11 protein-coding genes are annotated in these 15,089 nt (G+C 42.0%); 8 read left to right on the top strand and 3 right to left on the bottom strand.

Translation table 11 applies throughout. From position 1 onward, the window contains the following. Nucleotides 1–29: 29 nt before the first annotated feature. The gene (locus L3V38_RS16755) at nt 30–908 is read right to left on the bottom strand and encodes a TraB/GumN family protein (RefSeq protein WP_237120072.1); all 879 of its coding nucleotides are present in this window, start codon (nt 906–908) and stop codon (nt 30–32) included. A gap of 536 nt (nt 909–1,444) precedes the next feature. Between L3V38_RS16755 and ilvG the strand changes: the two genes are divergently transcribed. The 7 genes from ilvG to can all read left to right on the top strand — a co-directional run bounded on the left by ilvG (nt 1,445) and on the right by can (nt 9,896). Next, a complete protein-coding gene (gene ilvG, locus L3V38_RS16750; RefSeq protein ID WP_237120071.1) occupies nt 1,445–3,094 on the top strand; it encodes an acetolactate synthase 2 catalytic subunit in 1,650 nt (549 codons plus the stop codon). Next, nucleotides 3,091–3,336, top strand: coding sequence for an acetolactate synthase 2 small subunit (ilvM, locus tag L3V38_RS16745; RefSeq protein WP_054554110.1), 246 nt, complete (start codon nt 3,091–3,093; stop codon nt 3,334–3,336). Before ilvG ends, ilvM begins: the two co-directional genes overlap by 4 nt. 105 nt (nt 3,337–3,441) lie before the next feature. Then, entirely contained in the window at nt 3,442–5,298 is a 1,857-nt protein-coding gene (gene ilvD / locus L3V38_RS16740) for a dihydroxy-acid dehydratase (protein ID WP_237120070.1), read from the top strand. 2 nt (nt 5,299–5,300) lie between these two features. Next, a complete protein-coding gene (gene ilvA, locus L3V38_RS16735; RefSeq protein WP_237120069.1) occupies nt 5,301–6,854 on the top strand; it encodes a threonine ammonia-lyase, biosynthetic in 1,554 nt (517 codons plus the stop codon). A gap of 137 nt (nt 6,855–6,991) precedes the next feature. Beyond that, nucleotides 6,992–7,987 (top strand): ABC transporter substrate-binding protein, encoded by a 996-nt coding sequence (locus tag L3V38_RS16730; RefSeq protein WP_237120084.1) that lies wholly within the window; start codon nt 6,992–6,994, stop codon nt 7,985–7,987. 49 nt (nt 7,988–8,036) lie between these two features. Next, nucleotides 8,037–9,215: a methyltransferase gene (locus tag L3V38_RS16725; protein WP_237120068.1), complete on the top strand. Its 1,179-nt coding sequence runs from the start codon at nt 8,037–8,039 to the stop codon at nt 9,213–9,215. An 18-nt stretch (nt 9,216–9,233) separates the two neighbouring features. Beyond that, nucleotides 9,234–9,896: a carbonate dehydratase gene (gene can, locus L3V38_RS16720; protein ID WP_062568501.1), complete on the top strand. Its 663-nt coding sequence runs from the start codon at nt 9,234–9,236 to the stop codon at nt 9,894–9,896. Between the two features lie 49 nt (nt 9,897–9,945). Here the strand turns inward: can and L3V38_RS16715 are convergent, their stop codons facing one another. Then, entirely contained in the window at nt 9,946–10,209 is a 264-nt protein-coding gene (locus tag L3V38_RS16715; RefSeq protein ID WP_054561163.1) for an accessory factor UbiK family protein, read from the bottom strand. Between the two features lie 111 nt (nt 10,210–10,320). On the opposite strand from L3V38_RS16715, the gene rep reads away from it, so the two are divergent. Next, complete coding sequence (gene rep, locus L3V38_RS16710; protein WP_062568502.1) at nt 10,321–12,333, top strand: DNA helicase Rep; 2,013 nt, start codon at nt 10,321–10,323, stop codon at nt 12,331–12,333. Here rep and L3V38_RS16705 read toward each other — a convergent pair. Then, entirely contained in the window at nt 12,323–14,887 is a 2,565-nt protein-coding gene (locus L3V38_RS16705; RefSeq protein WP_237120067.1) for a diguanylate cyclase, read from the bottom strand. The genes rep and L3V38_RS16705 overlap by 11 nt on opposite strands. Nucleotides 14,888–15,089 lie beyond the last annotated feature (202 nt).

Genomic DNA, 15,089 nt, shown 5'->3' with positions numbered 1-15,089 from the left:
TATAAAATTTGAATTTGATTATAGAACATTTAGATACGTGTAACCGTGAAGCCTTTATCGGTTAGCTGCTTTAGCAAACCATGTTGTTCAGGCAAGTGCAAAGCACCAACGGCAATAAATAGTTTTTCTTTGCCGATACGTGATGAAAGTTGCTTTATCCAATTATTATTGCGATCGATTAGCATTACTTGCTCACTTAGTTCACCATATTGAGAATCATCAAAGCTTTCGTTATAAAACTTTGCTAGCGTTTTCATATCGCCAGATTTCCACGCATTGATAAGGCCAAAAAAGTAAGTGTCGACATCAGCTAGCTGCTCAAATGTTTCTTCAATCATCTTATCGTTCATAACTGCTAAATGAGTAAACATTTCCATTTGTAGCTCAAGAGTTTCTAATTCACCGATAGGTTTATTGTGTGCTTGCGCATAAGCAAGTACTTGTTTGTCGATGCCGTATTGATCTGAAAAACCAACGTTTTGGAACTCCATTTGCATCATGGTGACCATCACAGCCCACGGTGCTAAGTTTTTAAACATTGCGATATCTATAGACTTATCGGCAAAGTATTTTTGTAGCTTATTGAAGTTTTCTACAGAAAGCTCTGATTGCAGTGTTTTTCCATCTTTAAGCATCATAAAAGGCAGTGAACGACGCTGCATTTCGGTTGCTGAAATGGTGCTGATATCAACCTCAACAATAACTTTATCACTGCTCTCAATTGCAGATGTAACCTTCTTTGGTAGACCTTGCATGCTTTTATCACCAACATGTACAGTGCCAAATAAATAGGACGAAATGCTGTTTTTTTCTATTTTCCATAGTCCAGGCTCTGCCAATGCACATTGGCTAAAGCCAAGTAGTAGCACCATAAAAAACAGAGCATTAAAGCGCTGAATGAATCTCATAATTTTCCCTTTCAAATTGTGACTGTTTTCAATACTAAACTAATTTTCCATAAGCAGTTAAATTAAATCGAATGAAAGCAGAAAAAATACGAGCTAAGAGCTAAAAATTAATCAGCCATAGAATAGCTAATAAAGAGGTATGACATTTCCATATTTGTTTAAAAGTGAAATATAAACCCTTTATTAACTATATTTTGAATATTAATTTCCTTTTGAGTGTTTTTTGTATGTTTTTTTGAATTAATTTTATTGTTGACTTGAAGGGCTTAGCGCGGTACTAATAGAAAAAGGCAGCGGGATGGCTAGATTTCCGCTACAAATGAACAAAATTTGGTTACAGATAAATGCTTACAAACAAACTTTCTCTAATTCTGATTAACGTCGTGGTGATTATTATTACCGCGGGGGCTAGTTAGTGCTTAGAGAAAAGTGAAGCATTTAAAAAGCCCCCCGCACTTAACAGTCCGGGGGGCTTTTTCGTTTTAAGGTTTGAGTCGCAGCAAATACACAATGTCACTGAGGAATGAGGATTTACGATGACAGGCGCAGAGTTAACAATCGATTTATTAGCCAAACATGGCGTTAAGGATGTTTTTGGATACCCAGGTGGTGCCATCATGCCTATTTACGACGCCTTGTACGGTGCGCCAGTCAAACATTATTTGACGCGTCATGAACAAGGAGCTGGTTTTGCAGCTGTAGGGTTTGCCCGCAGCACAGGCAAGTTAGGTGTGTGCTTTGCAACTTCAGGCCCTGGTGCGACTAACTTAATAACAGCCCTTGCTGATGCGATGATGGATTCAGTGCCGTTACTTGCAATCACAGGGCAAGTACCTACCGCAGCGATAGGCTCCGACGCCTTTCAGGAAGTGGATGTGTTAGGTATGTCGTTATCATGCACTAAACATAGTTACATGGTTGAAAGAGCTGAAGACTTAGCCGAAATCCTACAAGAAGCCATCCACATAGCACAAAGCGGCCGCCCAGGCCCTGTGTTAGTCGATATCCCCAAAGACATCCAAATGGCGCAAGTACCATTCCACCCTTGGTTAGCCGCCGAAGATTATTTACCAAAATTAGACGCAAACCAAGTTGCTATTGCCAATCAAATATTGAGTGAAGCGCAGCGTCCTGTGGCGTATATCGGTGGTGGTGTACAAGCTGCTGATGCACAAAACGAACTTATGCAGTTTTTAGAAAAAACACACATGCCAGCAGTATCAACATTAAAAGCGCTAGGCAGCGTATTACCTGATTATGAATATGATTTGGGTATGCTAGGTATGCATGGTGGTAAAGCGGCTAACTTAGCAGTGCAAGAGTGTGATGTTTTGGTTTGTATCGGTGCTCGTTTTGACGACCGTGTTACTGGCAATTTAAGCAAGTTTGCCGCAAAAGCAAAGGTGATACACCTTGATATCGACGCGGCAGAGGTTGGTAAGCGCAAGCCTGCAAAAGCATCATTAGTCGCAGATTTAAAAACGTCATTACCGCAACTTGATTGTTTTGTAACGCCTGATGAGTGGTTAACGCACATCGAAAGCATGATGAAAGAACATGCATGGCGTTATGACTATCCAGGCGAGAAAGTATTTGCCCCTTATTTATTAAACCAACTAAGCCAAAAAATGCCAGCAACGGGTGTTGTGTGCTGTGATGTGGGTCAGCACCAAATGTGGGTGGCACAGCACATGAAGTTTAGCCACCCAAGTAATCATTTAAGTAGTGGTGGTGCGGGTACCATGGGCTTTGGTTTACCGGCCGCTATCGGCGCGCAAGTTGCTCGCCCAAATGATTTTGTGATCACAGTGTCGGGCGATGGCTCAATCATGATGAACATTCAAGAACTGGCAACAATACGCCGTAACAATCTGCCAGTTAAAATTCTAATCCTAGATAACCAGCGCTTAGGCATGGTACGTCAATGGCAGCAGCTATTTTTTGAAGGTCGTTATTCTGAAACAAACCTTTCAGATAATCCTGATTTTGTGCAGTTAGCAGCGGTGTTTGGCATTCTAGGTCAAACTATCACTAAAGCAGATGAAGTTGATGCTGCGGTTGATGCGTTAGTAAATAGTGAAGGTCCATACATTCTGCATGCCTGTATAGATGATAAAGAAAATGTATGGCCGCTTGTACCGCCCGGTGCTGCCAATGATGAAATGATGACGGAGACAGTAAAATGAAACACACCCTAACGATTGCACTAAAGAATCAAAGTGTCGCGGTAGAGCGCTTTTTACGCGTTGCACGTCATCGCGGCTTTGACCTAACAACCATGAATTTAGAAATGGCTGATGAAGCGTTTCACGTCACCATGACGGTAGACAGCGATAAGCCGATTTATCTACTAACATCACAGTTAAATAAATTGGTTGATGTAAAACATGTCAATGTTGAAAACCAATTTCAACAACAAGCAATCTAGTAAAAAAATCAACAGGTAACTAGAGCAATCAGATTGATGCTTTAGTGAGAAATAAATTAGGAATGAGGAAGCCAGTGGCATGCCACTGCAACAACTGAGGTAATTATGGCTAAATTAAGAAGTGCAACAACAACAGAAGGTCGCAAACGTGCAGGGGCGCGTGCTTTATGGCGTGCAACAGGGATGACAGATAAAGACTTCGGTAAGCCAATTATCGCTGTTGTTAACTCATATACTCAGTTTGTACCAGGGCACGTTCATCTTAATCAACTCAGTGAGCTAATGGCCGAAACCATCACTGAAGCCGGTGGTGTACCAAAAGAATTTAATACCATTGCAATCGACGATGGTATCGCAATGGGTCATGGCGGTATGCTGTATTCACTACCGTCGCGTGACTTAATTGCAGACTCAGTGGAATACATGGTTAATGCACACTGTGCCGATGCCATGATCTGTATTTCTAATTGCGACAAAATCACCCCAGGGATGATGCTGGCAGCACTGCGTTTAAATATTCCGGTTATTTTCGTATCAGGTGGTCCAATGGAAGCGGGTAAAACACGCCTTGCTGATATCGACATTAAACTTGATTTAGTGGATGCCATGGTGAAAGGCGCTGATACCTCAGTAAGCGATGAAGACTCTGAAAAAGTAGAGCGCTCTGCGTGTCCTACGTGTGGTTCATGCTCAGGTATGTTCACTGCCAACTCAATGAACTGTTTATTAGAAGCGATTGGTTTAGCACTGCCGGGTAACGGTACTACACTTGCTACACATAAAGACCGTAAACAACTTTATGTTGAAGCGGGTGCGCGCATTGTTGATTTATGCCGTGAGTATTATCAAAAAGATAATGCAGCAGTGTTACCACGTGCTATTGCTAATCGCACCGCCTTTATGAATGCAATGGTGGTTGATATTGCCATGGGTGGTTCATCAAATACGGTTTTACACTTATTAGCTGCAGCGCAAGAGGCAGGTGTTGATTTTGATATGTCGCACATCGATGAGCTTTCTCGTAAAACTCCTTTCCTTTGTAAAGTGGCACCCGCAACCAATAAATATCATATTGAAGATGTACACCGCGCTGGTGGCATGATGGCAATTATCCGTGAACTAGGTAAGGCTGGCCTTGTCGATTTATCGGTTGATCACGTGGCAGGCCATACTATGGCTGAAATGGTGACTAAATGGGATGCGACCGATCCTAATAATGAAGTGGCGCAAAAATTCTATAAAGCAGGCCCTGCAGGTATCCGTACTACAAAAGCAATGAGCCAAGAATGCCGCTGGCCTGAACTTGATAATGACCGTGAAAACGGCTGTATCCGCAGTGTTGAAAATGCCTTTCGTCAAGATGGCGGCTTAGCTGTACTATCAGGTAATTTAGCCCTTGATGGCTGTATTGTTAAAAGTGCCGGTGTCGTTGAAGAAATGCTGCACTTTGAAGGCCCCGCAGTTGTATACGAATCACAAGATGATTCGGTTGAAGGCATTCTTAACGGTGAAGTGAAGGCGGGTGATGTGGTTGTTATTCGCTATGAAGGACCAAAAGGCGGCCCTGGCATGCAAGAAATGCTGTATCCAACGAGTTACTTAAAATCAGTGGGCTTAGGTGAAAAGTGTGCGCTTATCACAGATGGCCGTTTCTCGGGTGGTACATCAGGTTTGTCAATTGGTCATGTTTCACCAGAAGCAGCAAGCGGTGGTGCAATCGCCTATGTTGAAAATGGCGATAAAATAGTAATTGATATCGCAACCCGTGAAATCACCCTAGCCCTGTCTGATGAAGAGCTTGAAGCACGTAAACAAAAGCAATTAGCACGCGGTAAAGATGCTTATAAACCACTTGATCGTGACCGTTATGTTTCATCTGCACTTAAAGCTTATGCGTTACTTGCAACCAGTGCAGACAAAGGAGCTGTTCGCGATTTAGCAAAACTTGAGGAGCTTAGTTAATTATGGTTTCTCAAGAGCTCGATTATTTTCGCGCTATCATTCAAGCGAACATGGAGCCGCTTGCAAAAGTCACTGAGGTCAGCGAAATGGCTGATCTTAGTGCACGGCTAGGCAACCATGTGTGGCTAAAGCGTGAAGACCAACAACCGGTTTATTCATTTAAACTTCGTGGTGCATTTCATAAACTGAGCAAGTTGCCAAAAGGTTCTGATGTGATCACTGCCTCAGCGGGTAACCATGCGCAAGGTGTCGCACTCAGTGCCTCATTTTTAGGGCATAAAGCAACGATTGTGATGCCAGTTACAACACCAGAAATTAAAGTGAATGCAGTACGTTCACTCGGTGGTGAAGTGGTATTACACGGCCATCATTTCGATGCTGCAAAAGCCCATGCTTTAGAGCTGACAGAGCAGCGTAATGGGGTGTTTGTGCCACCGTTTGATGATCCCGATGTGATTGTTGGCCAAGGTACCGTTGCCCGTGAATTAATGCAGCAACTGAATGACCTTGATGCTGTTTTTATTCCTGTTGGCGGTGGTGGTTTACTTGCGGGCATGGCGGTGTACATTAAGTCGTTACGTCCTGATATTAAAGTCATTGGTGTTGAAGCTGACGAGAGTGCTTGCCTAAAAGCAGCGCTTGAAGCAGGCAAGCCCGTTGAGCTTGACCGTGTTGGCAGCTTTGCAGATGGCGTAGCCGTAAAAGTTATCGGCACAGAAACATTTCGTTTAGCGCAAAAGTTTTGTGATGAAGTCGTTACTGTTACAGGCGATGAAATCTGCGCCGCAATGCAAGATATCTTTGTTTCGACTCGTGCGATAGCTGAGCCTTCAGGTGCGCTATCTACAGCAGGGCTGAAAAAGTGGTGCCAACAAAATGGTGTAAAAGGCTTAAACGTGGCTGCGATTTTATCGGGTGCGAACTTAAACTTTGACCGCTTACGCTATGTTGCTGAGCGAACGGCGCTAGGTGAAAAGAACGAAGCACTCCTTGCTGTGACGATTAAAGAAGAGAAGGGCAGCTTTAAGCAGTTTTGTAACTCGTTAGGTGGCAGAGCTATCACCGAGTTTAATTACCGTTATGCAGGCCCAGGCGAAGCACAAATTTTTGTTGGTATCGCGTTAAGGCAAGGCCAACAAGAGCTCGATGAATTAAAAGCAGCACTGACAGAAAACGACTATACATTTTGCGATCTATCAGATAACGAGCTGGCTAAATTGCATATTCGTTATATGGTGGGTGGTAAAGCGCCAGCCCAACTTCATGAGCGTTTACTTCGCTTTGAGTTTCCTGAGTATCCAGGCGCATTGGCGCGATTCTTAGATACTCTTGGTAGTAATTGGAATATCACTTTATTCCATTATCGTAATCATGGTGGATCGATTGGTAATGTTCTGGCTGCTTTTGCGATTGAACCGAGTGATTATGAGGTATTCAATGAGCATTTGAACCGTTTGGGATACAACGTTCAAGATGAAACGAACAATCCATGTTTCACTCAGTTCTTAACCAGCCAAGGTCAAGAACTGAGTGAAGTTAAAGCGGCAAATCAGTAGCTAAGTATCATCAAGACTGCTAATGTGCAGTCTTGATTTTCTCTCTATTTTTCCTATAGTTAATGCACGGTTTCAAGCAAGGATGATGCGTGCAAGGTATAAAAAGCCTACTAGGGTTAACTTGTTTATTGCTATCTATGAGCGCACAGTGCGCTGATAAAGTTAGCCTACAACTAAAATGGACTCACCAGTTTCAGTTTGCAGGCTATTATATGGCTGCAAAAAAAGGCTTTTATAAGGAAGCGGGCCTTGATGTTTCTATTATACCTGCCGATCCGAATGCGCCAGATACCTTCCCTAAAGTATTAAGCGGTGAAGCCGACTTCGCCATTACTCACTCAGGCATATTACAAAAGCGCAAACAAGGCGCACCAGTTGTTGCCCTTGGAGCCATACTGCAGTTTTCACCTTACTGCTGGATGGTAAAAAATAACTCAGATATTTTTCAGCCCAGAGACTTTGCCGATAAGAAGCTAAGTAAAATCGGCTCAGTTGAAAACGCTGAGTTGTTAGTGATGTTGCAACGTGCAGGGCTTGATCAACAAAGTTTAATAGCTGCAAGCCATGAAGGGGGCATTGAACAGTGGCTTGCCGGTGACTTAGATGCGGTGCAAGTTTATGTCACCAATGAGCCATACACGATGACATTACAAGGAGTGGGTCACCGACTCATTTGTCCACAAAAGTTTGGTTTGAATGTTTATGGCGATATTTTATATACCAGCGAAGCGATGGTAGAAAAAAATCCAGATATCGTTGAGCGCTTTTATCATGCAAGTATTAAAGGCTGGCGTTACGCGTTATTGCATTTAGAAGAGAGTATTGCTGTAACTAAACACGATTATGCTACTCATAAAAGCTTACAAGAGCTTGCTTATGAAGCAAATGTATTAACGAGTTATATTAAGCCGCCAAGAGTAAATCTTGGCAGTATGTCGATGGCAAAGTGGCGCTTAATTGCTGATCTATATGGTCTAGATCAAACCGAGTTTGACCGCGCGTTTAAACACTTTATGTATCAACATCAAGACGATGGCGGCTTTGAATTATCTTGGATGCTTATTCTAGCTATTGTACTGAGTATTTTATGCATCCCTCTTTATATCCGTTTAATCAGCAGTGGTAGGCGTTAAAGGGTGAAAAACTGTTATAATCAGTTTTATTTTTTGTCGTTTAGAAGTTATGACGCTTGCTCAGCAATTTATTGCCTTAGATACGCTGCTTTTTAAAACTCGCCAATACTGGCAATGCACCGCCTTCGATTTTGATGATCTTCCTTGGCCTGAATTAGCTAACTTACTATGGACGCTGGATGACCAACAAGTCAGCGAGCTTGATGCCGATCAGCCTGCTTTATATCGCTATTTTGCTGAGGCAATTGAGGGTATCGACCAGTTGGCTCTGTTATGTGAACTGCCAGCTATCAGTACTGCACGTAGTGAATTTCCGTTTTGGATAAGTAATGGCATTAAAGGTCGTAAATTTGAGCAGTTACAAGACTTTGTTGCAGCGATTAGTCAGCATCCATTAAACCAGCCTGTTTTAGAGTGGTGTGCAGGTAAAGGGCATTTAGGTCGTATGCTGGCATTTAATGGCGCGCCCAGTGTACATAGTATTGAGCTGCAACAGCACTTATGTGACCAAGGCCAGCACAGTGCTACACAACAGCACTTGGCGATGCAGTTTTCACAAGCAGATGTATTAACCGACAACACTGACGGCTTTTTTGAAAGCCAACAGCATGCTGTAGCTTTACATGCTTGTGGTCGTTTGCATCAAACATTTATGCAGCAAGCAAGCAAAGCGAAAACCCAGCAAATCAGCTTTTCACCATGTTGTTATCATTTATTCACAGATAACGCTTATCAGGCAATGAGCGAGCCTGCAAAACAAAGTCAGCTTGCGCTTACGCATCGCGATTTAAAACTGGCGCTGCAAGAAACCGTAACGGCACCGAGTCGAGTTGATAAGGTCAGAAAAACAGAAGTTGAATGGCGTCTTGGATTTGATGCGTTACGTAAATCAATCACTGGTGAATTACACTATGTGAGTGTGCCGTCAGTGAACAAAGCAATCTTCTCCGATTCTTTTGAATCATTTTGTTTATGGGCAGCTGAGAAAAAATCATTATCTCTACCTGAAGGTATTGATTACAATAAGTTTTTAGAAATAGGTAAAAAGCGCAAAAGGGTCACCGAGCGAGTTGAACTCGTCCGACATGTGTTCAGAAGGGCAATTGAAGTTTGGCTCGTGCTCGATCGTGCTTTATATTTGCAACAACAAGGATATCAAGTAACGGTGAGCACGTTTTGTGAGAAACAGCTGACACCAAGGAATATCTTGATCCAAGCTAATTATTAAAAACCGTAAAGAGGCGCAATGAGAAAGTTAAAAAATTTATTCGAAAATAATAGACGTTGGGCAGCACGTACAAGCGAAAATGACCCTGAGTTTTTTAAAATTCTATCAATGCAGCAAAATCCAGAGTACTTATGGATCGGTTGTTCTGACTCGCGTGTACCTGCAAACGAAATCGTAGACTTGTTGCCGGGTGAGTTATTTGTTCACCGCAACGTAGCAAATGTGGTTGTTCATACCGATCATAACTGCCTTTCAGTGATGCAATACGCTGTTGAAGTACTAAAAGTGAAGCACATCATGGTTGTTGGTCACTATGGCTGTGGTGGTGTACAAGCGGTATTAAACGAAGCACGCTTTGGTTTAATCGATAACTGGCTACGCCATGTAGGTGATGTAAAAGAAAAACATATCGAACAACTCAATGCATTACCTGAGCAAGAGCGTTTAAATAGCTTGATCGAATTAAACGTTATCGAACAAGTACGTAACGTGTGCCGTACTAACATTGTGCAAGATGCTTGGGCGAAAGGCCAAGAGTTAACAATTCATGGTTGGGTGTATGGTTTAGCAAATGGTCATTTGAACGACCTAGAGTCGGTCGTAACCTGTGCTGAAGAAGCCAGTGATACCTATGGTATTGCAGTAAAGCGCGTTTTTGAACGTGTTGCTGAAAAAAGCTAATACCAAAAGCTAGTTAGATAGAAGAAGGAGAGCTATAAGCTCTCCTTTTTTATTGTTCGTCTTGTTTGCTAGCAAGTTGCTGCTCAAGTAAAGCCACTTTTTCTTCAAGCTCAGTGAGTTTTTCACGAGTGCGAATAAGTACTTGGCTTTGAATATCAAACTCATCACGGCTTACAAAGTCCATCTCAGCAAGTTTGTTTTGAATAGCTTGCTTGGTTTTGCCTTCGACTGTTTCGGCAAGGTTTTTCACGCCTTGCGGCATGTTATCGGTGATTTGCTTAGCGATTTCTTCAAGTTTTGCTGGGTTGATCATCTTCGTCCCTTGAGTCACGTAAAAAAACAATCTTACCTTATTGGCTAGGCGTAGTGTAGTGATTACGGTAAAATTGCCCGTCCTGTCTTTGGATAATTTCTTTAGGGGCTTATGAAACTCAACCCAAAACAAGATGAAGCGGTAAAGTATATTAGTGGGCCGTGCTTAGTATTAGCTGGTGCGGGCTCAGGTAAAACGCGTGTTATTACTAATAAAATCGCTTACTTGGTGCAAAAGTGTGAGTATCAAGCACGCAATATTGCTGCGGTAACCTTTACCAATAAAGCGGCAAAAGAAATGCGTGAGCGTGTAACGCAAACACTGGGTAAACAAGAGTCGAAAGGCTTATGGGTTTCAACGTTTCATACCCTTGGGCTTGAGATCATCAAAAAAGAGTTAACGACGTTAGGTTTTAAACCTGGATTCTCACTATTTGATGATCAAGATACCAACCAGTTATTAGCTGAGCTAACCGAAGAAGAACTTAAAAAAGACAAAGACTTACTCAACCTACTGAAGATGCAAATAGGTAGTTGGAAGAACGAATTGATTCTACCTGAGCGTGCTATTCGGGAAGCCCGTGAGCCGCAAAAAGCCTTGTTTGCTCAGCTGTATGCTCGCTATCAAAATCAACTACGTGCTTATAATGCCCTTGATTTTGATGATCTGATCATGATCCCTACTTTGTTGCTGGGCCAAAATGCTACGGCACGTGAGCGTTGGCAACAGCGTTTTCGTTACTTGCTGGTGGATGAGTATCAAGATACTAATACCAGTCAGTATCAACTGGTTAAGCTATTGGTGGGTGAACGCGCTCGTTTTACCGTGGTAGGCGATGACGACCAATCAATTTACTCTTGGCGCGGTGCTAAGCCTCAAAACCTTGTGCTATTGAGTAAAGATTTTCCGGGCTTACGTTTAATTAAGCTTGAACAAAATTACCGAAGTGCTGGGCGAATTCTTAAAGCGGCGAATATTTTGATTGCCAATAACCCTCACGAGTTTGATAAGAAACTATTCAGTGAGCTTGGCTATGGTGAGCCTATCAAAGTGATTGGCTGTCGTGATGAAGAGCATGAATCTGAACGAGTGGTGGCAGAGATCATTTCTCATAAATTCATGAAACGCACCAGCTATAAAGATTACGCGATTTTATATCGCGGTAATCACCAAGCACGCGTGTTTGAAAAAGCACTTATGAGCAACCGCATTCCCTATAAAATCAGCGGCGGCATGTCATTTTTCTCGCGTTCAGAAATCAAAGACATCATGGCGTATTTACGTTTACTGGTGAATCAAGACGACGATAATGCCTTTTTACGTATTGTTAATACGCCACGCCGTGAGATTGGTACGGTCACACTGGAAAAGCTAGGTACGCTTGCTAATGAAAAGCATATCAGCTTATTTGCTGCCTGTTTTGAGCCTGAGCTTGCGCACCGATTAAAAGGCCGTGGCTTTAATGCCTTAGCTGGCTTTGCTCGCTGGGTGGTTGAGCTTTCTGATAATGCGGTACGGGGCGATACCCTTGAAGCTGTAAAAGAGTTAGTTAGGCAAATTAACTACGAAGCATACCTATATGAATCATCACCGAGTGCAAAAGCCGCTGAAATGCGCATGAAGAACGTTTCAGAGCTTTATCGTTGGATCACTGACATGCTTACAGGGGATGCAGACAATCCACCGCTGAACCTTGCTGAGGTGGTCAGTAAACTGACCTTGCGCGATATGCTTGAGCGCAACGAAGAAGAAGATGAATCTGACGCGGTACAATTACTGACGCTACATGCTTCAAAAGGTTTGGAGTATCCGTATGTGTTCATGGTTGGCATGGAAGAGGGCTTATTACCGCACCAAGTAAGTATTGATGAAGATAACGTTGAAGAGGAGCGCCGTCTTGCTTATGTAGGGATAACGCGTGCTCAGCAAGAGCTGGTAATGACCTATGCTAAGTTACGCCGTCAATTTGGTGAAACTTCAGATACTGAGCTCAGTCGCTTTGTGCAAGAGTTACCACAAGATGATCTAGCCTTTGAAGCGAAAAAACCACCGTCTTCACAGGCTGAGCGCATGGAAAAAGGCCAAGCCCGTGTAGCTAATCTAAGAGCTATGCTTAAGAAGTAATACTTTGTACTGTTTGTGAAAAAGGACTAAAAGGGGCTAGGGCGTGTTGTTTGCCTATAAACAAGGATAGACCGTGCTTATCTAACAAAGTGCGATAGTTAAAAATCGATGGCCCCTTGGCGATTACCTGAATATTTTGGATATTCGTAATGGCCAACACGCCTTGCAATTGAAGGTGATAATTATCTTGTTGGAGCACACGTTTACTAAAGGTAGAACTAAGTAGTAAGTAATCAAAGTTAAACTCAGTCAGTAAATTAAGCTCACATCTGTCTTTTGCGAACTCGTTTAGTCCAACTGAAAACCCTTGTTCAATTAAACTTTTTAAGTTTTCAATTTGTACCGCAGATGCGTAACGGATCTCTTGTTCATTAAACAGTAAACACATTCTTTGTGCATTGTTTGCCTTTAGTAACTGGCGTAACGATTGAAAATTAATACGTTCTAATACTAACCCTGAGCATGGGAAGAGTACTTTTTGTAAGTTAGCATTATGGGCTAATTCGAACGCTTGCTTCAACAAGCTAAGCTCCACTTCGAAATGTTGAACTCTATCAGTTGCAAACTTTTTCAATACTTCAAAACTAGTACTGCCAAGCACAGGGTGTTCACCAAATGCTTCCAATAATGACTCAGCTCTAGACTCCTCGTTGAGCGTAATGATTTCAGCGCTTCTAAAATGCATTGGCAGGTCATCAAGATGATGCATACTCTCGGTTTCGTGTTGAGAAGTAGTTGTATTCAATAAAGGATGGAAGCACTCAAAACGGTTACGCCCTGCATTTTTTGCATAATACATTGCAGCATCTGCATCACGAATAATTTCATCGGTATGTTTATAACTTGCTTTTGAATAAGTAATACCAATACTTGCGCCACTTTGAACGCACTGACCTTTCATGCAAAAAGGCTTTTTCATTATCTCAATAATACGTTTTGCAACATCTTCTGCTTGCTGTCTTTCGGTTAAATGATTTAACAGTACCACAAACTCATCACCGCCTAAGCGAGCTAATAAGTCGTGCTCTCTTATACAATGTGAGAAAGACTCGGCAACACCAATTAAAAATTGATCCCCTGCTTGGTGACCAAGTTGATCATTTATATCTTTAAACTTATCTAAATCAATAAATAAAACCGCAAATTGTTGCTCAGGATAACGTTGATAATGTTGTAATGTTTTTTCAAGTTGAGTTAAGAATAAGCTACGGTTGGGCAAGCTGGTTAGTGAGTCATGATGTGCATCATGATATAGCTGTTGCTCTATTTTTTTACGCTCTTCAATTTGCATTTGTAAATGCATATTTGCTTGGCGGAGCTCTTTCGTTTTTTCTGTAACTCGTTGCTCAAGTTTTTGGTGGCTCAGCTTTAACTCTTGGCTTGCTAAATGAGCCTGAATTACGCTTGCTATTTGATGTGATACAAAAGTAATTAATTCGCAATCATCTTGGCTAAATTCATGTTTATTACAATAAGCTTGGCAAACAATAAGACCAATGACCCCTTGTGACGTTTTTAGTGGTGCGCCTAACCAACTGGTTGCTCTTCTTTGTGGTGGGACATCGATAGGGCGTTCAATGACGCCTAGTTTTATTAAATCTTTTGCTCTTTGCTCATCTATCACTTGGCACTTTTCTGTACTAAGTACTAATTCACTGTAGCCTTTGGCGAAAGGCCTAGGTTTTGCGTTGTCATTAAATTCATCTACGCAATAGGGGAAGCTTAACCAATTAGTTGTTTGATCATACAAGGCAATGTATAGGTTATCGGCATAGGTGATGGTTTTAATAATTTCATGCACATGGGCATAGACGTCTTCAACGTTTTTACTCAAAGTTGCCAGTTCTGAGATTTTGAATAAAATTTGTTGGCGATCGAGTGCTTTTTTACGTTGTAAAATTTCATCATTTAAAGCTTGGTTACTTTGCGTCAGTGCACGGGTGCGAATTTTTACTTCAGACTCAAGTAACTCGCGTTTTTTCACCCGTTCGATTGCTGTTGCAAGGTAAAGCGACATGACTTCTAGTAGTTCTATTTGCTGCTCTGTATAGTTCTGTGCCTTGTCATAACTTTGCGCGACCATGACACCAATGATGGCTTTCTCACGGTAAACGGGTACGCCCACCCAATGCTCTGCTGGCGTGCCGTATGCTTTAAACAACCCCTTCTCAACGGCTTCTTGTGTTTGCTGTTTAGAAAAATAGCTTGTTTTGCCGTGCTTAAATACGTACCCAGTTAAACCATCTTTGAAGAAATGTTCATATTTTAGAGGTACAGACAGACCATCTTTTTCATCGGCAAAATAAGAAAGTTCAAGGTTATCTGTAACAGGGTTATTTAGTACGACATAAAAGCTTTTACTGGGTATAAAGTCTTGTAGAATATTATGAATAGCAGGGTAGAGTAGGGTTAATTCGGCAACAGTACTTGCTTGCTCTGAAAGTTGTAGTAGAGCATGCTGCAAGTGATGTGATTGCTTATATTTCTTTATAAGCGATTTTAAGCGAGCATTTTTATGGGCTAGCTTTTCAATGTGTGTTGCTGAATCTTCCAATGATTTAGAACCAGTTATTATTTTTGTTTATTTATTGTTCTCTATAGTTCCACTTTTTTCGTAGATCGTCAAGTAGATGATGGTCTCTATTAGTAGTGAAGATATGCGATTATAGGTACGAATTGCTTGGGGTTGAGAGGAGTTAAAGAGCAAAAAAAAGGGCTTAACAGAGTTAGGCCCTTCGTCGTTATTTATTTAGCAA

The organism is Pseudoalteromonas sp. L1, from assembly GCF_021728095.1.
Lineage (GTDB): Bacteria > Pseudomonadota > Gammaproteobacteria > Enterobacterales > Alteromonadaceae > Pseudoalteromonas.
This window is presented reverse-complemented; position numbering and strand designations above follow the sequence as displayed.

What these genes read in the sequence shown, in the direction of transcription:
- L3V38_RS16755 (WP_237120072.1), bottom strand. Translation starts at nt 908, where the DNA reads ATGAGATTCATTCAGCGCTTTAATGCTCTGTTTTTTATGGTGCTACTA.
- ilvG (WP_237120071.1), top strand. Translation starts at nt 1,445, where the DNA reads ATGACAGGCGCAGAGTTAACAATCGATTTATTAGCCAAACATGGCGTT.
- ilvM (WP_054554110.1), top strand. Translation starts at nt 3,091, where the DNA reads ATGAAACACACCCTAACGATTGCACTAAAGAATCAAAGTGTCGCGGTA.
- ilvD (WP_237120070.1), top strand. Translation starts at nt 3,442, where the DNA reads ATGGCTAAATTAAGAAGTGCAACAACAACAGAAGGTCGCAAACGTGCA.
- ilvA (WP_237120069.1), top strand. Translation starts at nt 5,301, where the DNA reads ATGGTTTCTCAAGAGCTCGATTATTTTCGCGCTATCATTCAAGCGAAC.
- L3V38_RS16730 (WP_237120084.1), top strand. Translation starts at nt 6,992, where the DNA reads ATGAGCGCACAGTGCGCTGATAAAGTTAGCCTACAACTAAAATGGACT.
- L3V38_RS16725 (WP_237120068.1), top strand. Translation starts at nt 8,037, where the DNA reads ATGACGCTTGCTCAGCAATTTATTGCCTTAGATACGCTGCTTTTTAAA.
- can (WP_062568501.1), top strand. Translation starts at nt 9,234, where the DNA reads ATGAGAAAGTTAAAAAATTTATTCGAAAATAATAGACGTTGGGCAGCA.
- L3V38_RS16715 (WP_054561163.1), bottom strand. Translation starts at nt 10,209, where the DNA reads ATGATCAACCCAGCAAAACTTGAAGAAATCGCTAAGCAAATCACCGAT.
- rep (WP_062568502.1), top strand. Translation starts at nt 10,321, where the DNA reads ATGAAACTCAACCCAAAACAAGATGAAGCGGTAAAGTATATTAGTGGG.